Source organism: Rhodanobacter sp. OR87, assembly GCF_000473345.1.
GTDB classification, from domain to species: domain Bacteria; phylum Pseudomonadota; class Gammaproteobacteria; order Xanthomonadales; family Rhodanobacteraceae; genus Rhodanobacter; species Rhodanobacter denitrificans.
In genome coordinates this window covers 196,542-216,849 of the sequence record NZ_AXBJ01000005.1, presented here as the reverse complement: position 1 = coordinate 216,849, position 20,308 = coordinate 196,542, and the positions used below count along the sequence as shown (strand labels likewise).

The following is a 20,308-nucleotide window of genomic DNA, read 5'->3' as shown; positions in this document are numbered from 1 at the left end:
TCGCCATACAAGGCGGCGACGGCATCCACGCCAGCCTTGCCAGGGCGAAACCTGTGCCTGTCTGGTGGGCCTGTCGTTGCGCGCGCTGCAGGTCGATGTCTGGGTTGTCCACGGCGATGCGTGCCACCTCTTTGTTTGTAGTCGTCTGCGGCGCAAAAACGTCAATCTTTCGATTTCTACCCGGGTTTTACCCCGCCCTCGGCCCTCGAGGACGCCAAGGGCTTGCCGCAATTGCAAGCAATGCATAGAATGCAGTCAATGCTTAATCCGAGTACATTTTAATGACTACGACCATGACCATCCGCAACATCGATGATCAGCTGAAGGCCCGATTGCGCATGAAGGCGGCCATGCATGGGCGTTCGATGGAAGAAGAGGCGCGCGATATTCTGCGTGCGGCACTGTCTGTCCAGCCGGTACGCGCGACCACCCTGGTCGAGGCGATCCGTGCGCGCATCGCGCCCTTGAAAGGTATCGAGTTGACGTTGCCAGAGCGCGGCCCCTTGCGCGAACCGCCGGAGTTCGGCGTGTGATCATCCTGGACACCAATGTCCTTTCCGAAACCCTTCGGCCGGCGCCTGACGAGCGTGTATTGACCTGGCTCGGAGCCCAGCCCCGGCCAGCGCTGTTCACCACCACGGTTACACGAGGGGAATTGTTCTACGGCTTGCACCTGCTTGCGGATAGCCAGCGCAAAACGAGCCTGCTGAGCGCGGTTCTATCCATCTTCGATGCCGACCTGGCGGGACAGGTACTGAGTTTTGACAGCGATGCGGCGGACGCTTATGCCGAGATCGCCGCCAACCGCAGAGCCGCGGGTAAACCCATCAGCCAATTCGATGCGATGATCGCGGCGATCGCCCGATCCCGGGGGGCGGGTCTCGCCACACGCAACGTCAAGAATTTCGTGGATTGCGGTATAGCCGTCATCAATCCATGGGCGGCGTGATGGTGAGCGCGAATGGGCGGTCTCGAAAAGGCGCACACGGTGCGATGGACTGAGCAGCATGACCCTGGACTTCGCCACGCTCGACGCACTGCGGACCCGCCATCCCGCATGGACGCTGCTGCGCTCTGACCACGCGGCGCTGGTGGCGAGTTTTCTGCACAGGACGTTTGTGGCGTCCAATGTACGGGTGATGGCGGCGGCCGATCTTGCCGAGGCGCTGGAGGATGAGCTGTATGCCCTGCGTCAGCAGCTTGGCGATGGCAGCTTTCCCAAGCCGGCGCGAGACTATCTCAACGATTGGGCCGCTTCGGACAAGAGCTGGCTGCGCAAGTTCTATCAACCGGGTACCGACGAGCCGCAGTTCGATCTGACGCCAGGCACCGAGAAGGCCATTGCCTGGCTGGGCCAACTCGCCGAGCGCAGTTTCGTGGGCACGGAATCGCGGCTCCTCACGCTGTTCGAGTTGCTCAAGCAGATGAGCGAAGGCACCGAGTCCGATCCGGCCAAGCGCATCGCCGAATTGCACAGGAAGCGCGACGAGATCGATGCCGAGATCGCGCAGGTGATCGCCGGCAATGTGCCTCTGCTCGACGATGCGGCAGTGAAGGACCGCTTCCAGCAGTTCATGCAGCTCGCCCGCGAGCTGCTGACGGATTTCCGCGAAGTGGAGTCCAATTTCCGCCAATTGGACCGCAGGGTGCGCGAGCGGATTGCCCTGTGGGAAGGTTCGAAAGGGGCGCTGCTCCAAGAAATCATGGGCGAGCGTGACGCCATTGGCGATTCGGATCAGGGGCGCAGCTTTCGTGCTTTCTGGGATTTCCTGATGTCCAGCCGTCGACAGGAGGAACTGACCGAGCTGCTGGAACGAGTGCTGTCCCTTTCGCCGGTGGCCGATCTCAGACCTGATGCCCGCACCCGACGGGTGCATTACGACTGGCTGGAGGCGGGCGAACACACGCAACGCACGGTGGCGCTGCTGTCACAGCAGTTGCGGCGCTTTCTCGATGATCAGGCCTGGCTGGAGAACCGCCGGATCATGGATATTCTGCACGGTATCGAGAGCAAGGCGTTGGCCTTGCGACAGGCGCCACCGCCAGGTGAAGTCATGGCCATCGCCGAGCCCGCGGCCTCGATTGACCTGGCGATGGAACGTCCGTTGCATGCGCCGGCGTTCAAGTCAGTGATCGCGGACATCGCGTTGCAGGAGGACGATGATGACGTGGATCCTTCGGCGTTGTACGAGCAGATCGTCATCGACAAGGCGCGCCTGGTGCGCCACATTCGTCAAACGCTGCAAGCGCGTGGGCAGATCACGCTGCGCGAGTTGATCGAAGGACAGGCATTGCAGCAAGGTCTGGCCGAATTGGTGGCCTACCTGCAGTTGGGCAGCGAAGCGTTCAAGACCGTGGTGGACGAGAGCGTCATCGAGCCGATTGCCTGGCAGGCGGTCACGCGCGATGGTTCGGCGTTGCGTCGGCAGGCCCGGCTGCCGCGCATCCTGTTTGTGAGATGAGAATGTTCGTGAGGTAAGCATGGGCGACGAGCAATGCCTGGCCACGGATCATGCCGATTCCGTCGCGACCACGATCCAGTTCGATCTTTCGACGCTGGCGATCACCCTGTTGAAGGGTGTCGTTTATCGCGAGGGAGATGAGCGGCTCTGGGGTAGCCTGCTGAATCTGCAGGTGCGAGTGCGCGACTACGTGGGCGTGTTGGGGCTGGATCTGGTGCTGGATGAGGCCGAGGGCTACGCCTTTCTCAAGAGTCGCCCGGCACCGGCGGACGATGATGCCAGCCCTCAGCTACCCCGTCTGGTGGTGCGTCGCCCGTTGTCGTTCCCGGTCAGTTTGCTGCTGGCGTTGCTGCGCAAGAAGCTGGCGGAATTCGACGCCGGCGGCGGCAACACGCGGCTGGTGCTGACACGCGAGGAGATCGTCGAGTTGGTGCGCGTGTTCCTGCCCGACAGCAGCAACGAAGCCCGGCTGGTCGACCAGATCGATGCGCAGATCACCAAGGTGGTCGAGCTGGGCTTTCTGCGGCGTCTGAAGCCCGCCAGTGGCCCGGTGTGGGAGGTGCGCCGCATCCTCAAGGCGTATGTCGATGCGCAGTGGCTGGCCGAGTTCGACGCGCGACTCGCCGCCTACCAGGCGCAATTGTCTGGCACGACGGCCATGGACGACGCGAAATGAACGAGCCGCTTTCCCCCAGCCTGAATTTCGTGGGCGATGACACCTTGTCGGGCTTTCGTCTGAAACGGCTCGAAGTGCTGAACTGGGGCACCTTCGACAAGCGGGTGTGGACGTTGCAGCTCGATCGACGCAATGGTTTGCTTACCGGTGACATCGGCTCGGGCAAGTCCACCCTGGTCGACGCGATCACGACCTTGCTGGTGCCGGCGCAGCGGATTGCCTACAACAAGGCCGCCGGTGCCGACAGCAAGGAACGCACACTGCGCTCCTACGTGCTCGGGCACTACAAATCCGAACGTCATGAGACCACCGGCACCGCCAAGCCGGTAAGCCTGCGCGGCAACGACAGTTACTCGGTCATCCTCGGTGTCTTCCACAATGCCGGTTACGACCAGACGGTGACGCTGGCCCAAGTTTTCTGGATGAAAGAGGCACAAGGGCAACCGGCGCGTTTCTTCGTGGGTGCCGAGCGGGAGTTGTCGATCGCCGAACACTTCGCCCAGTTCGGCTCGGATATGACCCAGTTGCGCAGAAAGCTGCGCAAAGCGGGTGCCGAAATCGAAGATGGCTTTCCGAAATACGGCGCGTGGTTCCGCCGCCGTTTCGGCATCGAAAGCGATCAGGCGCTCGAACTGTTCCACCAGACCGTGTCGATGAAGTCGGTCGGCAACCTGACCGACTTCGTGCGCAGCCACATGCTTGAGCCGTTCGAGGTGGCTTCCCGCATCCAGGCATTGATCACGCACTTTGACAACTTGAACCGCGCGCACCAGGCGGTGCTCAAGGCACAGCACCAGGTTGAACTGCTCACGCCACTGGTGGCCGATGGCGAGCGGCATGCCACGATGGTGGTTGAGGTGACGGCGCTGCGGGCCTGCCGCGAAGCGCTGCGGCCGTATTTCGCCGGGATCAAGCTCGGGCTGCTGGACAAGCGCATCACCGGTCTGACGAGCGAGTGGGAGCGGCAGGATGCCCAGGTAAGGCGGCTGGAAGCGCATTGCAGTGGCCAGCGCGGCGAGCAACGAGAACTTGAGCGCAGCATTGCCGACAACGGTGGCGAGCGTATCGCGCGTCTGGCCAATGACATTCGTCGCAAGGAAGCCGAGCAAGCGACCAAGCGGGGCAAATCCACGCAATACGAAGCGCTGGTGCTTGACGTCGGCGAAACACTGCCTGATGTCGAGCAGGATTTCCTGACCTTGCGCAAGCGGTTCGCTGCGCTCGATGAGCGGTCTCGGGAGCGCGAGGCGACGTTGCAGAACGAGCTTACCGAACATGCCGTCAGCCTGCGCCAGGGTCGGGAAGAACATGCGGCGCTGCGAACCGAGATCAATAGCCTGAAGGCTCGGCGCAGCAATATTCCCGAGCAACAAGTGGCGATGCGTTCCGCCTTGTGTCACGCCCTCGAACTGGCCGAAGAGGACATGCCGTTTGCCGGCGAGTTGCTGCAGGTACGTGATGACGAGCGCGACTGGGAGGGTGCCGCCGAACGGCTGCTGCGCAGCTTCGGCCTGTCGCTGTTGGTACCGAACGAGCACTACATCCAGGTCGCCGATTGGGTCGATCGCACGCACCTGAAGGGGCGTCTGGTCTATTTCCGCATACGGCAGGCCGCGCGCGGTGCGTTGCCTGGCCTGCACACCGATTCGTTGGCGCGCAAGCTGGCGGTCAAGTCCGATTCGCCTTTCTACGACTGGCTGGATCGTGAGGTGGCCCATCGATTCGACGTGGCCTGCTGCCTCACCCAGGAACAGTTTCGCCGCGAGACGCGCGCCATCACCCGCGCCGGCCAGATCAAGGCACCGGGCGAGCGCCACGAGAAGGACGACCGCCACCGGCTGGATGACCGCAGCCATTACGTGCTCGGTTGGACCAATGCCGCCAAGATCGCCGCGCTGGAGACCAAGGCCAGGGTGCTGGAATCCAGCCTGGCCGACGTGGGTGCGCAAATCGCGGGACTTCAGACGGAGCAGGATGCGCTCAAGAAGCGCCTCGCCACACTGTCCAAGCTCGACCTGTTCGTCGACTTTCAGGAGATCGACTGGCAATCGACGGCGCTGGAGGTGGCGCGTCTCATGCAAGAGAAGCAATCACTGGAATCGGGCTCCGACGTGCTCCGACAGTTGACCGATCAATTGAATGCATTGACAGCTGCCTTGCAGGTCGTCGAAAAGGAGCTGGAGGATCGCAAGGACAGGCGTTCCAGAACCGATCAGAAGAAGACCGACGCGCAGATCCTGCGCGAACAGGCGCAGACGGTGCTGAACGAATCGGACGCGGCCGCCCATGCGGTCCATTTTGCACGGCTCGAAGCTATGCGCGAGGGCGCGCTCGGCGATCATCAGCTGACGGTCGAAACGTGTGCCAACCGCGAAAGCGATATGCGCAATTGGCTGCAGAACAGCCTTGACGCCGAGAACAAGAAGCTCGAACGTCTGCGCGATAAAATCATCGACGCCATGCGTGTCTACTGCACCGCCTTCCCGCTTGATACCCAGGAAGTCGACGTCGCCGTGGAAGCATGTGGCGAATACCGCACGATGCTGGACAAACTGAAGGCTGATGACCTGCCGCGCTTCGTTGCCAGCTTCAAGAAGCTGCTGAACGAGAACACGATCAACGAGATCGCCAACTTCAACGCCCAGCTGGCTCGCGAGCGCGAAACCATCAAGGAACGTATCGCGCGCATCAACGACTCGCTCACCCAGATCGACTACAACCCCGGCCGCTATATCGTGCTGGAATCCCAGCTCAGCCCCGATGCGGAGATTCGCGATTTCCAGACGGATTTACGCGCATGTACCGAGGGAGCGGTGATCGGCTCGGACGATGCCCAGTATTCCGAAGCGAAGTTCGTGCAGGTCAAGACCATCATTGACCGCTTTCGCGGTCGCGAGGGTCTGTCCGAACAGGATCGGCGCTGGACATCCAAGGTCACCGACGTGCGCAACTGGTTCCTGTTTGCCGCCAGCGAGCGCTGGCGCGAGGACGACACCGAGTTCGACCACTACTCGGACTCGGGTGGCAAATCGGGTGGCCAGAAGGAGAAGTTGGCGTATACGATCCTGGCCGCCAGTCTGGCGTACCAGTTCGGCCTGGAGTGGGGCGCGGTGCGCTCTCGATCCTTCCGCTTCGTGGTGATCGACGAGGCTTTCGGGCGTGGTTCCGACGAGTCGGCGCACTATGGCCTCCGGCTCTTTCAACAGCTCAACCTGCAACTACTGATCGTCACGCCGTTGCAGAAGATCCATATCATCGAGCCCTTTGTGGCCCATGTCGGCTTCGTCCACAACGAAGCGGGCAGTTCATCGAAACTGCGCAACCTGACCATCGAGGAATACCGCGCGCAGAAGGTTGTGCATGCCATGGCGACAGCCCCACTGGAGACGGAGCGCGACGCTGAATGATCTGGACCACACCGGGTGATCTGAAGGCCCAACTTGCGCGCCTGTGGGACCGGGGCGTGCTGCCGCGCCTGCTGGTCACCGCGGAGCCCGGGTTCCCGCTGCGGCTTGTGCTGAAAGGGCCTGCGTCGTCCGACCTGGCCGACCGTTTCGAGGTTGTGCGCGCGTGGGCCGTCGAACTGGCGGCCACGCCCCATGTCCGTATCGAATGGCGCGAAGTCCGTCACCGTGTCCAGGGTGCGCAACGTTTGCCGGACCAAGTCTGGGTCGACACCATGGATGACGCCTTGGCCCTGCTGGGCAGGCGGCGTGACGCCGCGGGTCTTTCACGCGTGGTGGCGATGACGCATGCCGCGGCACCCCTGCTGCTGCCCTGGTTGGCCAGACGTCCCTTGCAGGCCATCGAGCTGGCCGACTCGTGGCCGCATCTGATCGCCGTGGTGCAATGGTTGGTCGAGCATCCGCGTCCCGGCATTTATCTGCGCCAGGTCGACGTTGCCGGTGTCCACAGCAAATTCATCGAGGCTCATCGCACCGTACTGTCGGAGCTGTTCGACCTGATGCTTCCTGCGCAGGCCGTGGCCTTGGACCGGACGGGCGCCAGCGCGTTTGCAGCTCGCTATGGGTTTGCGGACAAACCGGCCCGCGTCCGCATGCGTGTTCTGGACGAGCAGGTTCGATGGTTTCCCTGCGCCGCGCGGCCGGACATCACCCTGGATGCCGGCAGTTTTGCCAGCCTGGCGTTGCCGATCCAGCGTGTATTCATCACCGAGAACGAAACCAACTTCCTCGCGTTCCCGGCGACTCGTGGCGCGATCGTGATCTTCGGTGCCGGCTATGGCTGGGATGCCCTCGCCGGGGCTGCTTGGCTGAAGCGGTGCGCCATCCATTATTGGGGCGACATCGACACTCACGGCTTTGCCATACTCGATCAGTTACGCAGCCGTTTCGATCATGTCTCGTCGCTGCTGATGGATCGCACTACATTGGATGCGCACGAGGTGCACTGGGGCGAGGAGCACGCGCAAGTGCTCCACGATCTGCCCCGACTCAGCCCCGACGAGCGTGCGCTGTTCGATGATCTGCGCGACAACCGCATCCGGGAAAGCCTGCGCCTCGAGCAGGAACGGATAGGATTTCACTGGCTGACCGAGGCCATTTTGGGCCTCCCCGGTATGCCAAGCCGCGAAGTCGAACGCTGATGAGCGGATGCGTTACCCGATTTTTGCCCTTCGTTTCAAGGCTGCGAGGGTGGTCATGTTCGCTGGATAATCGACAATAGGATGCCGAGCCGGCATAACGCATGCGGCCGGGTAGAAAACTCCCTCAACGAGGTTGGTGTAACCATGCTGCTGATGATCGACAACTACGACAGCTTCACCTACAACCTCGTGCAGTACCTGGGCGAGTTGGGGCAGGCGGTCAAGGTGGTGCGCAACGATGCGCTGGACGTGGCGGGCATCCGCGCGCTGAAGCCCTCGCATATCATGATCTCGCCGGGGCCGGGCACGCCGGACGATGCGGGCGTGTCGCTGGACGTGCTGCGCGAGCTGGCCGGCGAGATCCCGGTGTTCGGCGTGTGCCTGGGCCACCAGGCGATCGGCCAGGCGTTCGGCGGCAAGGTGATCCGCGCCAGGCAGATCATGCACGGCAAGACGTCGCCGGTGATCCATCGCGGGCAGGGCGTGTTTGCCGGCCTGCCCAATCCGTTCGAGGCCACGCGCTACCACTCGCTGGTGGTGGAGCAGTCGTCGCTGCCCGATTGCCTGGAAGTCACCGCGTGGACGGAAAACCCGGACGGCTCGATCGACGAGATCATGGGCCTCAAGCACAAGACACTGGCGGTCGAGGGCGTGCAGTTCCATCCCGAGTCGATCCTGACCCAGCACGGCCACGACTTGCTGGCGAACTTCCTCGGCCTGCCGCGGCGGAAGCTGGCGGCATGAGCGCGCGCGCGATCACCATCACGCCGCAGGAAGCCCTGCAGCGCACGATCGAGCACCGCGAGATCTTCCACGACGAGATGATCGCGCTGATGCGCCAGATCATGCGCGGCGAGGTGAGCCCGCTGATGACCGCGGCGATCATCACCGGGCTGCGCGTGAAGAAGGAAACCGTGGGCGAGATCACCGGCGCGGCGCGGGTGATGCGCGAGCTGTCGGCGAAAGTGGATGTGCCGGCCCACCCGCATTTCGTCGACATCGTCGGCACCGGCGGCGACGGCGCCTCCAGCTTCAACATCTCCACCACGGCGATGTTCGTGGCGGCGGCGGCCGGCGCGCGCATCGCCAAGCACGGCGGGCGCAGCGTGTCGTCGAAGTCCGGCAGTGCCGACGTGCTGGAGGCGCTGGGCGCGGCGATCGAGCTGGCGTCGGCACAGGTGGCCGCGTGCATGGCCGAGACCGGCATCGGCTTCATGTTCGCGCCGAACCACCATCCGGCGATGAAGGTGGTGGCGCCGGTGCGCAAGGAAATGGGCGTGCGCACGCTGTTCAATATCCTGGGCCCGCTGACCAACCCGGCCGGCGCGCCGAACATCCTGATGGGCGTGTTCCACCCCGACCTGGTCGGCATCCAGGTGCGCGTGCTGCAGCAGCTCGGCGCGCGGCACGCGCTGGTGGTGTGGGGGCGCGACGGGCTGGACGAGATCTCGCTGGGCGCAGCGACCCTGGTCGGCGAATTGCGCGACGGCGTGGTGCGCGAGTACGAGGTGGAGCCGGAGGATTTCGGCCTGGCGATGGCGTCCAGCCGCAACCTGCGCGTGGAAAATGCGGACGAGTCGAAGGCGATGCTGCTGGAGGTGCTGCAGGGTCGCCACGGCGTGGCGCACGACATCGTCTGCCTGAACGCCGGCGCGGCGCTGTACACCGCCGACGTGGCCACCTCGGTCGGCGAGGGCATCGATCTGGCCCGTGCCACGATTGCCAGCGGCGCCGCGCATGCGAAAATGCAGGCGTTCGTGGCAGCCACCCGACGGCTTGCCAATCCGCCGTAAGACGTACATGGTGCGCAAAGCTGCCGCAGTCCGGTGCGCCGGTGCCCCTGCCGCGCACGGGATGCGCTCCCATACCACCAGTGAGATGCCATGACCGACATTCTCAATCGCATTCTTGCCCGCAAGGCGGAAGAGGTCGCCGAGCGCCGGGGCCGGCTGCCGGAGGCCGAACTGATCGCGCGCATCGCGGAGCTGCCCGGCACCCGCGGTTTCGCCGCGGCGATCGAGGCGAAGATCGACGCCGGCCTGCCGGCGGTGATCGCCGAAGTGAAGAAGGCCAGCCCGAGCAAGGGCCTGATCCGCACCAACTTCGATCCGGCCGCGATCGCGAGGAGCTACGCGGCCGCCGGCGCGGCGTGCCTGTCGGTGCTGACCGACAGCGACTTCTTCCAGGGCAGCGAGGCGTTCCTGCAGCAGGCGCGCGAGGCGTGCTCGCTGCCGGTGCTGCGCAAGGACTTCATCATCGACGCCTACCAGGTGTACGAGGCGCGCGCGATCGGCGCCGACTGCGTCCTGCTGATCGTCTCGGCGCTGGACGACGACGTGCTGCTGCAACTGTCGCTGCTGGCGGCGGAGCTCGACCTGGACGTGCTGTGCGAGGTGCACGACGAAGAGGAACTGGAGCGCGCGCAGGCGCTGCCGGTACCGCTGATCGGCGTGAACAACCGCAACCTGCGCAGCTTCGAGACCTCGCTGGAGACCTCGCTGGCCCTGCAGGAACTGGTCGAGTACGACCGCGTGCTGGTGGCCGAATCCGGCATCCATACCCCGGAAGACGTGGCGCGCCTGCGCGCAGGCGGCATCCAGGCGTTCCTGGTCGGCGAGGCGTTCATGCGCGCCGAGGACCCGGGGGCCGAGCTGCGGCGGCTGTTCTCGATCCCGTGACGGTGATGCCGGAACGCGAAGCGGTGATGCCGGCGGGCGCGGACGCGGCGTCGCCGCGCGTGGTGCTGTTCGATTTCGATGGCGTGCTGATCCGCGGCGATGCGTTCCGTCTGTTCATGCGCGAGCGCTATCGGCGTTCGCCGTGGCGCTGCGTGCTGGCCTTGCTGTGTTCACCGCTGTTGCTGGTGCAGCGTCCGTTCTCGCGGCGCTGGCCGATGTACACGCTGGTGCGCATCGCCTTGCTGGGGCTGGGCGAGCGGCGCTACCAGCTGGCGGCAAACGCGTTCGCCACCACGCTGGCGCGGCGGCCGAGGCAGTTCTGCCGCGACGGCCTGCAGGCACTGCGTCGGCACCAGCTGGCGGGGGATCGCGTGCTGGTGGTGACCGGCTGCGAGCACGCGCTGGCCAGCGGCATCCTGCAGCAGCTCGGTCTGACCGGGCTGGAGGTGCTGGCTTCGCAGCTGAGGCCGGGCTGGTTCGGCATGCGGCTGCTGCGGCACAACGTGGGCCGCCGCAAGGTGCAGTCGCTGACCGAGCACGGCGTCGGCGGCTGGCAGGTCGCCTACGGCGATTCGGTGTACGACGCGGCGATGTTGGCGCTGGCCGCCGAGGCGGTGCTGGTCAACGGCACCCCCGCGTTGTGCAAGAAGGTGGAGAAGGCGCTGGGCCGCGCGGTCACCCGCGTCGAGTGGTTCTAGCCATTACAGCAGCGTCTGCGCCAGTTGGCCCAGGCTGATCAGCACGATCAGGCTGCCCACCGCGGCCATCACGGCCTGCTCGGGCAGGTGGTGCACCAGCCAGGCGGCGAGCGGCGCGGCGATCACGCCGCCGGTGAGCAGGCCCAGCACGATCGGCCAGTGGCCGGCGCCGACGTGCCAGACCAGGGTGGCGGAGACGCACACCGTCACCACGAATTCGGCGGCGTTGACCGAGCCGATCGTGCTGCGCACGCCGCCGCCGCGCGCGATCAGGGTGCTGGTGGCCAGCGGCCCCCAGCCGCCGCCGCCGATGGCGTCGAGCAGGCCGGCGAAGAAGCCCAGCACGCCGCTGTGCTGTACCCGATGGCGGCTCAGCCGCTGGCCGAACGCGCGCAGCAGCACCATCGTGCCGAGGATCAGCAGGTAGGCATTGACCCAGGGCCGGATCGCTTCGCCCGGCACGCTGGCCAGGAAGGTCGCGCCGAGGATGCCGCCGATCGCGCCGGGGATGGCCAGTTGCCAGAACAACTTCCAGCGTACGTTGCCGAACCAGGCATGCGCCGCGCCGGAGACGCCGGTGGTGAACACTTCGGCAGTGTGCACGGTGGCGCTGGCCACCGCCGGCGGCAGCCCCAGCGCCAGCAGGATCGAGTTGGAGACCAGCCCGTAGGCCATGCCCAGCGCGCCATCGACCAGTTGCGCGAGCAAGCCGACACCGGCGAAGACGAAGAACTGTCCGTAATCCAAGCGTTGTCTCGCTGCCGGTGGCGGAGCGCCATCCTCGACCAGTCTGCGTAAAAAACCGGTTCAGACGTCGAACGTGGCGAACTCCACGAGGGCTCAGCGCGTGCCGCGCACCACGATGGTCTTGCCGGCGACGTCGATCATGCGCTGCTCCTCCAGCTGCTTGAGCACGCGGCCGACCATCTCGCGCGAGCAGCCGACGATGCGGCTGACTTCCTGGCGCGAGATGCGGATCTGGGTGCCGTCCGGATGGGTCATCGAATCCGGCTCCTGGCACAGGTCGAGCAGGGTGCGCGAGATGCGGTTGGTGACGTCCATGAAGGCCATCCGGCTGACCTGGCGCGAGGTGCGCAGCAGGCGGTTGGTCAACTGCGAGCCGATCGCGAACAGGATCTTCGGGCATTCCTCGCGCAGCGGGCCTTCCATCAGCTGGAACAGGCGCTCGTAGCTGACCTCGGCCATCTCGCACGGGGTGCGCGTGCGCACCATCGACTCGCGCTGGGCCTGCTCCACGAACAGGCCCATCTCGCCGATGAACTGGCCGCGGCTGATATAGGCAAGGATCAGTTCGCGTCCCTGCTCATCCTCGGTGCACACCGCCAGCGAGCCCTCGATCACGTAGTACAAGGTGTTGGCCGGGTCGCCGGGGCGGATGATCGCGGTCTTGCCCGGGTAGCGTCGTCGATGGCACAGCGCCAGGAAGCGTTCCATTGCGGCCGGGTCCGGGGCAAAGCCCAGCGGCGCCTGCGAGCGTTCGAAAGCCTGTTGGAGCTGGTACTTGAGTTGCGCCACGATCATCCCCTACCGGTGGTTGTCATTGAACAGTGGCAACCGTTGCCACACGCCGTGCGTGCTCATGGACCATCCTTGCAAGCTGGCATTATGGCAAACCTGAGCGATTGTCGCAGGTTCAATTTCTTTTCTTTTTGCCGCATACTTCGCGGTCTTCCGGGTGCGACGGGGTCGTCGCATGCGGTTCACAAGGGTCGTGCAGGCTGTACGCCTGCGCTTCACACCAATCGCGGGGACCCTTGTCGCTAACCCGCCTCTGCTGCTGGCCGAGCGTTCGGTCATGGAGAGCCGCCCGTGGTCAAGCCACTCCCCCGTCTGCGCCTGCAGGGTTTCAACAACCTGACCAAGGCGTTGAGCTTCAACATCTACGACATCTGCTACGCGGTGTCCGAGGACCAGCGCCAGCGCTACATCGAGTACATCGACGAGCAGTACGACGCCGACCGCCTCACCCAGATCCTCACCGACGTGGCCGAGATCATCGGCGCGAACATCCTGAACGTGGCCCGCCAGGACTACGACCCGCAGGGCGCCTCGGTGACCATCCTGATCTCCGAGGAGCCGGTGGTCGAGAAGCTCGGTCGCGATTCCATCGCGGGCGCCGTGGTGGCGCACATGGACAAGAGCCACATCACCGTCCACACCTACCCGGAAACGCATCCGCACAACGGCATCGCCACCTTCCGCGCCGACATCGACGTGGCCACCTGCGGCGTGATCTCGCCGCTGAAGGCGCTGAACTACCTGATCGACAGCTTCGAGTCGGACATCGTGGTGTGCGACTACCGCGTGCGTGGCTTCACCCGCGACGTGAAGGGCAAGAAGCACTTCATCGACCACAAGATCAACTCGGTGCAGGACTACCTGGCCAAGCACATCCGCCAGAAATACGAGATGTTCGACGTCAACGTGTACCAGGAGAACATGTTCCACACGAAGATGCACATCAAGGACTTCGACCTCGACACCTACCTGTTCGAGTCGCACGCCGACGACCTCTCGTTCAAGGAACGCCAGCGCATCGAGTCGCTGCTGCGCCGCGAGATCGAGGAACTGTTCCACGGGCGCAACTTGATGTAACGGAAAACCCGCCGGGAGGCGGGTTTTTTCTCGACTTCCCGCCGGGATTTCCGTCGGAATTACGCCATGCCGCACGTGCCGTTCAGCTTCCGCCGAACAACTGCTCGGCGCGCTGGAACAGTACCCAGCTCGTCGCGATGATCTTGTCGCCGCCTTGCGGGCGGTTGCCGCGGTGGGTGTGGGTGAACGAAGCCGGTGCCAGCAGCAGCGTGCCGGCGCGCGGAACGATTTTCCGCCGCTGATGGAGGAACTCGGTTTCCCCCTCGGTGAAGCCGTCGTTGAGGTAGATCGTCCACAGCAGGTGCCGGTGCAAGGTGTCCGCGCGCGGGTCGCGTGGGTACAGTTCGCAATGCCAATAGGGATAGCCGCCGCGCCCCGCACTGTAGCGCTGCAGGTTGATCGCACCCGGTCGGAAGACCATTTCCGCCATCGACGACAGCGCGTCGTCGTTCATGGCCCGGAGGCGCTCGGGTGTGAGTCGATGGCGGGTGCCGCCCGGTCCCGGAACCTCGAGCATCAGCGGGGCAATCAGCACGTGCGGATACCGCCGCAGGTACGCCAGCAGGCCGCGGAACACCGCCTGATTGAGCAACGCTTCCGCGTCACGCCAGTCGGCCTGTTCGCTGAGGGCGAGATCCTGGCTGTCCTTCAGTTCGGGCAGCACACCGCCGCCGACCCGGCCCGGTCGGGTTTTCCCGCTTGCCGCAAAACGTTCCACCAGCGCCGCGCGCTGTGCTGCAGTCAGGGCGTCGGGGTACGTCTCGATGAAATCGGGCGAGCCATCGGCGGCATCAGGGGCAGTGGGCATGCGGGAAACCGTTGGCACGCAGCGCGCGGAATGAGCAGGAAAAGTACAGGTGCCCATCATGGCACGCTGCAGGCATGTCTTGAACACGCCGGAGCGCGGCAAGCCGCGGCAGTGCCGTCCTGCGGATCTCTAGTCGAGCAATCCGCGGCGCAGCGCATATCGCACAAGCTCGGCGGTATTGCGTACGGCGATCTTGGTCAGCACACGGGTGCGGTGGTTTTCCGCCGTCTTGGTGCTGATCGACAGCCGGCGCGCGATCTCCTTGGTGGTCAGGCCCTCGGCAATCAGCCTGAAAACTTCGCGTTCGCGCGCGGTGAGGAGTTCGTAGCGATCGTCCGGCAGGCGCTCCGGGTGTTGCAGCTGCTCCGCCAGCGCGCGCGAGGCATGCGGTCCGAAATGCCCGCGTCCGGCATGGACGTTGCGTACGGCGGCAAGCAGTTCAGCCGCCGCGCTGTCCTTGACCAGGTAGCCACTGGCTCCGACGCGCACGGCCTGCAGCACGTACTGGTCCTCCTGGTGCATGGTCAGCACCAGCACGCGCGTGCCCGGCAACTCCTGGTTCAGACGGCGCACGAGCTCGATGCCGTTCAGGCGCGGCATCGACAGGTCGGTGATGACGATATCCGGGCGAGTGGCCAATGCCTTGCCGATGGCCTCGACGCCGTCGGCCGCCTGCGCGATGACCTCGATGTCGCCATCACTCTGCAGGATCCCGACGAGGCTCTCGCGGACCAGGTTGTGATCGTCCACGAGCAGGACGCGGATGGGCTTGGGCGGCATGTGGGATACCCTGCACGCCATCTCCGGTTGCGTCAAGCGCAACCGGGCGTGCATGAGTCAACGATTGTCCAGCGGCACGACTGCGCGCAGACGGGTGCCATGGCCGGAAGTGGAACGCAGCTCGAACTGGCCGTTGAACAATTGCAGGCGTTCGCGGATACCGCCCAGGCCAGTGCCGCCGGCGGCCTGTGTCTGCACCGGGTCAAAGCCGCATCCGTCGTCGACGATCTGCAGTTGCATGCGGCCGCTGCGCTCGACCAGATGCACCAGTACGCTGCGTGCACCGGCATGCTTGGCCACGTTGTTGAGGGCTTCCTGGGCGACGCGGAACAGCAGCGTCTGCAACTCCTCGTCGAGGGCGGGCAGCGGTTCGATTTCCACGGTGATCGCGATGCCGGCGGCTTCGCCGAGGCTGCGCGCCAGCCAGCGCAGCGCCGGTTCCAGGCCGAGGTCGTCGAGGATCGGCGGACGCAACAGCCGCGAGAGTTGGCGGGTGTCGTCGAGGGTATCGGCGCACAACGCGATCGCCTCGTCGAGGCTGGCACGCAACGCCCCCAGTTCCGCCGGCAGCGCGTCGCCGATCTGCGCGAGTCGATGCTTGAGCGCCGTCAGGTTCTGGCCGACGCCATCATGCAGATCGCGCGCGAGGCGGCGCCGCTCATCCTCCTGCACATGCAGCACCGAGCGGCCGAGGCGGCGGAATTCGCGCTCGCTCGCTTCGAGCCGCTGCAGCAGGTGCTGGTAGCGCAAGTGGGCTTCGGCGGGAGGCGGCGGGGTATCGCGGGTCATGGCGTGGTGTCCGCTCCCACGCGGCGGACGGGGGATGAACTTCCCGCATCGCGCAGTTGCGTGGGCAGTTTGGCCCGGAAGGCAGCCTGCGCGGCAGCCGCGGCTTGCTCGGCAGCTGCCGCTCCGGCGGCGTCGCCCGCCAGCCGCTGGGCGCTGGCGCCCAACGTGTATATCTGCGGCGCTCCCAGCACCTCGCTGCCGTGCATCAGGCTGATCGCTTCGCGGTAGGCGCGCCGTGCCGCCGTCGCGTCGTGCGCGGCGAGCGCATGTTTCATCGCCAGGGTCAGCCAGTCCAACCGCAATTCGGCATTGCCGAGCATCGCGGTTGCGCTATCCAGCCCGGTATCGGCACGCGGGTCGATATGCGCGCGCAGCAGCGCGACCCGCAGCTGAAGTTCGCGCACTCCCGACGCCTTGGCCAACGGCTGTGCGTTGTCCAAGGCTGCGACCGTGCTCTCCAGGTCACCCGCATGCAAGGCCAGTTGCGCACGCACGATCTCGACCCCGGCACGCTGTTCGACTGAGGTGCCGGGGTCGGTACTTTCGAGCGGTTTGAGTTCGCGCCGTGCCGCGGCCTCAGCGCCCGCGGCGAGCAGTGCCTGCACGCGCAACAGGCGCGTGTCGGCTTCGCCACGCTGATCGCTGCGCTGGCTGAACAGGGCGATGGCCTTGTCGGCCTGGGCGAGCGAATCGGCCAGATCGCCCTGCATCAACGCGAGCTTGGCCAGATTGCGCCGGCTCACGGCCGCCTCCTCGGGCATCTGCTGCCTTTCAGCTTCGGCCAGCGCGCCTTCCTGCAGTTTGCGCGCCTCCTGCCAATGGCCACGCGCCGCCGCCAGCAGCCCCAGGTTCTGCCCGGTGCGGATGCGGCCGGTGTCGCCGAGGCCAGCCTCACTTTCCGCGGTGCGTTGCCAGTAGCTCTGCGCGTCGTCGTACCGGCCGAGCTGGAAGTTGGCGAAGCCAATATCGTTGAGTGCCTGGGCCAGTCCATGTGCGTCGCCGACCTGCTGCCAGCCCTGCAACGCACGACGGTAGGCTTCGAGTGCCCCGAGGTAGTCGCCGCGTTCCTCGGCAAGCACGCCGAGTTCGTTGTCCACGGCAGCCAGCCCCTCGCGGTCGTCGAGTTCGACCGTCAGCGCACGGGCCTGCGCAAGTGCGTTGCCGGCTTCGTCAAAGGCCCCGCGAAGGCTCAACACGTTGGCCAGATTGCGCAGGCTGGTGGCCACGCCACGGCGGTTGCCGACATCGCGCTGGAGCGTCGCGGCCTTGCGGTATTGCTCCTCGGCATTGGCGGTCTGGCCGAGGCGGCCGTAGCCGATGCCGAGCGCATTGGTTGTTTCCGCGACTCCATAGGGGTTTCTGCCGCGCTTGTAGAGCACCAGCGCGCGCACCAGATAATCGTCGACGGCGCGCCTCGCCTCACCTTGCATGATCGAGAACTTGCCCAGCTCGAACCAGGCGCGCGGGTCGTCGCCGTCGCGAGCGGTAAGTTGTGACAGTCTGGCCATGGCGGCACGAAAATCCCCGCCGCCGCCCTGGGCTCGCGCGAGTTGCAGGTCGGTCAGGGTGTCGTCGGGTGTTTCAGCCAGTTGCGCACGCCATTGCGCGATCGCAGCCGGAACGTCGCCATCGTACAGCGCGCGCTCCGCGGCGAACACGCGTTGCAGGCGGACAGGCGCGGCGTTGGCCGCACGCTGCCCCTGTTCGATGGCGTCGAGCGCCACATCGCGCTCGCCGACCGCCTGCGCAAGGCGCAGCTGGGCGTGCCACAGCACAGGGTCGTTACGCTCGCGCCGGGTGATGGCGCGCAAATCCGCCAGTGCGGCAGGGATGTTGTCGTTCTCACGCGCCTGCAGGACCGCGCCAAATGCATCCAGCGTCGCGACTTCGGCGGGCAGTTTCAGCTCGGGTGCGGGCGCAGGTGCGCCGAGTGCCTTGGCCAGGGCCGGCTGGGCGAGCCAGGCATGCAAGGCGGTGGCCGCGTCGGCGGCTGGCGGACCGTCCAGGGTCTGCGTCGCGGCGTCGTCCTTGCGCAGCTCGGCGTGCACGTACCAGTGACCGTTGCGTTGGCGCAGATCCGGGGACAAGGTGCGATCGGCAGCAGCAAGGCGGCGCAGCGCGGCCGGGTCGGGGGTGCTGCCGGCCGCGTCCAGCTGGCGCAGCGCCTGGAAGGTCCGGTCGGTATCGACGCTGGCGACACCGGGCAGCGCGAACAGGGTCGCGCGCAGGTAGGCGTCCAGTGCGATCACGCGCGGTACCGGCAGTGCCGCGCCACGCAACGGCAACACCAGAACCCGATGGAGCGGTGGCGAGGCGTCGTTGCCGGTCGTCTTGTCGTGTGGCATCCACCAAAGCGTGCCCGTGATGCCGATCGAGGCCAGCAAGGCTATCGTTGCGAGCCAGGCGCGACGATGCGCACGCAGATCGCGCGGCATCGCGCGGCGGTCTATGGCCTGGATCACGGCGGCCGCATCCGGCAGTCGGTGCGCCGGACGCGGTCGCAGCAGTCGTTCGATCAGTCGGGCGACCCAGGCCGGCACGTCGGGGCGTTCGCGGGTGACCGGCGACGGGGTGCGGACCAGTCGCTGGACGATTGCCTCGGCGGCAGTGGCGCCCTGGAACGCAGGCGCGCCCGTCAGCATCTCGTGCATGATCAGGCCCAGTGCATACAGATCGCTGCGCGTATCGACCGGATCACCGCGGGCTTGTTCCGGGGAGAGGTAATCGGGAGTGCCGATCACCGCGCCCGTACCGGCGAGGGTGAGGCCGCTGCTGGCGAGCGAACGGGCCACGCCGAAGTCGCTGATGTACGCGTTGCCCTCGCGGTCGACGAGCACGTTGGCCGGCTTCAGGTCGCGATGTACCACCATCCGGGCATGGGCAGCCTGCAGGCCGAGAGCGATCTGCCGTGCGATCCGCAACGCGTCCTCCAGCGGCATCGCGCCACGGTCGATGCGCTGGTCCAGCCCTTCGCCGTCGACATAATCCATGCTGATCAGCCAGTGGCCATCGTGCTGGGCGAGGTCGTGGATGCGCACCACATGCGGGCTGGAAACCTGGCGCGCGAGCAACAGCTCCTGGCGAAATCGTTCAAAGGAATCCGATCGGACCGCCAGCTCGGGCCGCAACAGTTTGAGCGCGACCGGCACGTCCAGCGCAGTGTCGTGGGCACGATAGACCACGCCCATGCCACCCGCCCCGAGCAGCGCCTCGATGCGAAAACGCCCGGCAAGCATCGTGCCGGGCGCCAGGTTCATGTGCGCATAGATGCCAGTGGCGGTCGGCTGGCTCGTCATGTCTCCAGAATCCTCTCGGTGAGGATGCTGTTCCAGTCGAGTGGCGGCGTGGATGGATACATGGCCAGGTCCTCGCGCGCGCGACGCGCGATGAGCCACAGCGCGGTGCGGTCGGCAAACGCCTCCAGCAGTTCCAGGTCGAGCGTGGTCAGGGGCGGACCCGGTTCGCGGCGATCGGCGTAGATCGCGCCGAGCACCCGGTTGCCGTCGAGCAACGGCAGACAGACCAGCGTGCGCAACCCGGCCTGGACTACCGAGGCACAGGCGCCGGGCCACACATCGCCGCCGATGTCGTTGAAGACGACCGGGCGGCGTTGCTCGATGGCGCGGGTGACCGCACTGAGGCTGCCGGCGAATTCGCGACCGATCATCTGCGACGGATCCAGCGCGAGCGCGGCGAGGACGCGGTAGCGGTCGTGCGTGTCGACCAGCAGGAAGCCACGGCTGCAGCCGGCGAGCTCGGCCACCGCGCGCAGGCTGGCGTCGGGCAGCGACTGGCCGGGGGCATCATCGCTACGGTCCTTGCGGGCAATCGTGTCCAGGTGGGCCGTGCATGCGGTAGCCGTGCGGTGACGTTCGTTGCGGCGCCTGGCGTCGGCTTCCGCCGCGGCGCCGTCGAGCAGCGCAAACTCGCAATGGACATCGCCGAAGCGCAACCAGCAGGACGTGTCGATCGAGGCAGAGTCGATCCGGGCGCCTTCAACGAAGCTGCCGTTCTTGCTGCGCAGGTCGGCCAGCTGCCAGCGTCCGTCGTCGCTGGCGAAAAGTTCGGCGTGTGCGCGCGATATCGAGGGGTGTTCCAGCAGCAGCCCGCAGTCGTCGGCACGACCAATCCGCAACCGGTCACCCGGGCTCAGAGAGCGGGTGAGGGCGGCGTGGTCCGGGACAAATGCGGTCAG

Annotated in this window: 18 protein-coding genes; 11 read left to right on the top strand and 7 right to left on the bottom strand. The window is 65.9% G+C overall.

Going from position 1 to position 20,308, the window contains the following annotated elements:
• Positions 1–293 precede the first annotated feature (293 nt).
• The 10 genes from RHOOR87_RS0106870 (at position 294) to RHOOR87_RS0106825 (ending at position 11,120) form a co-directional block, all read left to right on the top strand.
• Complete coding sequence (locus RHOOR87_RS0106870) at positions 294–533, top strand: hypothetical protein (RefSeq protein WP_007509634.1); 240 nt, start codon at positions 294–296, stop codon at positions 531–533.
• Positions 530–949, top strand: coding sequence for a type II toxin-antitoxin system VapC family toxin (locus tag RHOOR87_RS0106865; RefSeq protein WP_027484595.1), 420 nt, complete (start codon positions 530–532; stop codon positions 947–949). The genes RHOOR87_RS0106870 and RHOOR87_RS0106865 overlap by 4 nt, the downstream gene beginning before the upstream one ends.
• A 58-nt stretch (positions 950–1,007) precedes the next feature.
• Entirely contained in the window at positions 1,008–2,462 is a 1,455-nt protein-coding gene (locus RHOOR87_RS0106860; protein ID WP_027484594.1) for a DUF3375 domain-containing protein, read from the top strand.
• A gap of 19 nt (positions 2,463–2,481) precedes the next feature.
• On the top strand, positions 2,482–3,138 hold the full coding sequence (locus tag RHOOR87_RS0106855) for a DUF4194 domain-containing protein (protein ID WP_007509628.1): 657 nt from the start codon (positions 2,482–2,484) through the stop codon (positions 3,136–3,138).
• Positions 3,135–6,545: an ATP-binding protein gene (locus RHOOR87_RS0106850; protein ID WP_027484593.1), complete on the top strand. Its 3,411-nt coding sequence runs from the start codon at positions 3,135–3,137 to the stop codon at positions 6,543–6,545. The genes RHOOR87_RS0106855 and RHOOR87_RS0106850 overlap by 4 nt, the downstream gene beginning before the upstream one ends.
• Positions 6,542–7,744 (top strand): Wadjet anti-phage system protein JetD domain-containing protein, encoded by a 1,203-nt coding sequence (locus tag RHOOR87_RS0106845; protein ID WP_027484592.1) that lies wholly within the window; start codon positions 6,542–6,544, stop codon positions 7,742–7,744. The genes RHOOR87_RS0106850 and RHOOR87_RS0106845 overlap by 4 nt, the downstream gene beginning before the upstream one ends.
• 144 nt (positions 7,745–7,888) lie before the next feature.
• Positions 7,889–8,488 (top strand): aminodeoxychorismate/anthranilate synthase component II, encoded by a 600-nt coding sequence (locus tag RHOOR87_RS0106840; protein WP_027484591.1) that lies wholly within the window; start codon positions 7,889–7,891, stop codon positions 8,486–8,488.
• The gene (gene trpD / locus RHOOR87_RS0106835; RefSeq protein WP_043795398.1) at positions 8,485–9,537 is read left to right on the top strand and encodes an anthranilate phosphoribosyltransferase; all 1,053 of its coding nucleotides are present in this window, start codon (positions 8,485–8,487) and stop codon (positions 9,535–9,537) included. Before RHOOR87_RS0106840 ends, trpD begins: the two co-directional genes overlap by 4 nt.
• Before the next feature lie 90 nt (positions 9,538–9,627).
• Positions 9,628–10,422: an indole-3-glycerol phosphate synthase TrpC gene (trpC, locus tag RHOOR87_RS0106830; RefSeq protein WP_027484589.1), complete on the top strand. Its 795-nt coding sequence runs from the start codon at positions 9,628–9,630 to the stop codon at positions 10,420–10,422.
• Between the two features lie 5 nt (positions 10,423–10,427).
• On the top strand, positions 10,428–11,120 hold the full coding sequence (locus RHOOR87_RS0106825) for a haloacid dehalogenase-like hydrolase (RefSeq protein WP_037115501.1): 693 nt from the start codon (positions 10,428–10,430) through the stop codon (positions 11,118–11,120).
• Positions 11,121–11,123: 3 nt separating this feature from the next.
• On the opposite strand, the gene RHOOR87_RS0106820 is transcribed toward RHOOR87_RS0106825, so the two are convergent.
• Together RHOOR87_RS0106820 and crp are read right to left on the bottom strand one after the other, a co-directional pair.
• Positions 11,124–11,867 carry a sulfite exporter TauE/SafE family protein gene (locus RHOOR87_RS0106820; RefSeq protein ID WP_027484587.1) on the bottom strand — a complete coding sequence of 248 codons (744 nt, stop codon included), beginning with the start codon at positions 11,865–11,867 and terminating at the stop codon, positions 11,124–11,126.
• A gap of 93 nt (positions 11,868–11,960) precedes the next feature.
• Positions 11,961–12,662 carry a cAMP-activated global transcriptional regulator CRP gene (gene crp, locus RHOOR87_RS0106815; protein ID WP_007509612.1) on the bottom strand — a complete coding sequence of 234 codons (702 nt, stop codon included), beginning with the start codon at positions 12,660–12,662 and terminating at the stop codon, positions 11,961–11,963.
• 288 nt (positions 12,663–12,950) lie between these two features.
• On the opposite strand from crp, the gene speD reads away from it, so the two are divergent.
• Positions 12,951–13,736 (top strand): adenosylmethionine decarboxylase, encoded by a 786-nt coding sequence (gene speD / locus RHOOR87_RS0106810; protein WP_007509610.1) that lies wholly within the window; start codon positions 12,951–12,953, stop codon positions 13,734–13,736.
• 82 nt (positions 13,737–13,818) lie between these two features.
• Here the strand turns inward: speD and RHOOR87_RS0106805 are convergent, their stop codons facing one another.
• From RHOOR87_RS0106805 to RHOOR87_RS0106785, 5 genes are all read right to left on the bottom strand, one after another.
• Complete coding sequence (locus tag RHOOR87_RS0106805; RefSeq protein ID WP_027484586.1) at positions 13,819–14,544, bottom strand: 2OG-Fe(II) oxygenase; 726 nt, start codon at positions 14,542–14,544, stop codon at positions 13,819–13,821.
• Between the two features lie 129 nt (positions 14,545–14,673).
• Positions 14,674–15,324, bottom strand: a complete 651-nt coding sequence (locus tag RHOOR87_RS0106800; protein ID WP_007509606.1) for a response regulator transcription factor — start codon at positions 15,322–15,324, stop codon at positions 14,674–14,676.
• A gap of 57 nt (positions 15,325–15,381) precedes the next feature.
• Entirely contained in the window at positions 15,382–16,113 is a 732-nt protein-coding gene (locus RHOOR87_RS0106795) for a sensor histidine kinase (protein WP_027484585.1), read from the bottom strand.
• Positions 16,110–19,409: a serine/threonine-protein kinase gene (locus tag RHOOR87_RS0106790; RefSeq protein WP_027484584.1), complete on the bottom strand. Its 3,300-nt coding sequence runs from the start codon at positions 19,407–19,409 to the stop codon at positions 16,110–16,112. Before RHOOR87_RS0106790 ends, RHOOR87_RS0106795 begins: the two co-directional genes overlap by 4 nt.
• On the bottom strand, positions 19,406–20,248 hold the full coding sequence (locus RHOOR87_RS0106785) for an FHA domain-containing protein (RefSeq protein WP_027484583.1): 843 nt from the start codon (positions 20,246–20,248) through the stop codon (positions 19,406–19,408). The genes RHOOR87_RS0106790 and RHOOR87_RS0106785 overlap by 4 nt, the downstream gene beginning before the upstream one ends.
• Positions 20,249–20,308: the final 60 nt, after the last annotated feature.

What these genes read in the sequence shown, in the direction of transcription:
- RHOOR87_RS0106800 (WP_007509606.1), bottom strand. Translation starts at nt 15,324, where the DNA reads ATGCCGCCCAAGCCCATCCGCGTCCTGCTCGTGGACGATCACAACCTG.
- RHOOR87_RS0106850 (WP_027484593.1), top strand. Translation starts at nt 3,135, where the DNA reads ATGAACGAGCCGCTTTCCCCCAGCCTGAATTTCGTGGGCGATGACACC.
- trpD (WP_043795398.1), top strand. Translation starts at nt 8,485, where the DNA reads ATGAGCGCGCGCGCGATCACCATCACGCCGCAGGAAGCCCTGCAGCGC.
- crp (WP_007509612.1), bottom strand. Translation starts at nt 12,662, where the DNA reads ATGATCGTGGCGCAACTCAAGTACCAGCTCCAACAGGCTTTCGAACGC.
- RHOOR87_RS0106795 (WP_027484585.1), bottom strand. Translation starts at nt 16,113, where the DNA reads ATGACCCGCGATACCCCGCCGCCTCCCGCCGAAGCCCACTTGCGCTAC.
- trpC (WP_027484589.1), top strand. Translation starts at nt 9,628, where the DNA reads ATGACCGACATTCTCAATCGCATTCTTGCCCGCAAGGCGGAAGAGGTC.
- RHOOR87_RS0106855 (WP_007509628.1), top strand. Translation starts at nt 2,482, where the DNA reads ATGGGCGACGAGCAATGCCTGGCCACGGATCATGCCGATTCCGTCGCG.
- RHOOR87_RS0106870 (WP_007509634.1), top strand. Translation starts at nt 294, where the DNA reads ATGACCATCCGCAACATCGATGATCAGCTGAAGGCCCGATTGCGCATG.
- RHOOR87_RS0106825 (WP_037115501.1), top strand. Translation starts at nt 10,428, where the DNA reads ATGCCGGAACGCGAAGCGGTGATGCCGGCGGGCGCGGACGCGGCGTCG.
- RHOOR87_RS0106860 (WP_027484594.1), top strand. Translation starts at nt 1,008, where the DNA reads ATGACCCTGGACTTCGCCACGCTCGACGCACTGCGGACCCGCCATCCC.
- RHOOR87_RS0106840 (WP_027484591.1), top strand. Translation starts at nt 7,889, where the DNA reads ATGCTGCTGATGATCGACAACTACGACAGCTTCACCTACAACCTCGTG.
- RHOOR87_RS0106805 (WP_027484586.1), bottom strand. Translation starts at nt 14,544, where the DNA reads ATGCCCACTGCCCCTGATGCCGCCGATGGCTCGCCCGATTTCATCGAG.
- RHOOR87_RS0106845 (WP_027484592.1), top strand. Translation starts at nt 6,542, where the DNA reads ATGATCTGGACCACACCGGGTGATCTGAAGGCCCAACTTGCGCGCCTG.
- RHOOR87_RS0106790 (WP_027484584.1), bottom strand. Translation starts at nt 19,409, where the DNA reads ATGACGAGCCAGCCGACCGCCACTGGCATCTATGCGCACATGAACCTG.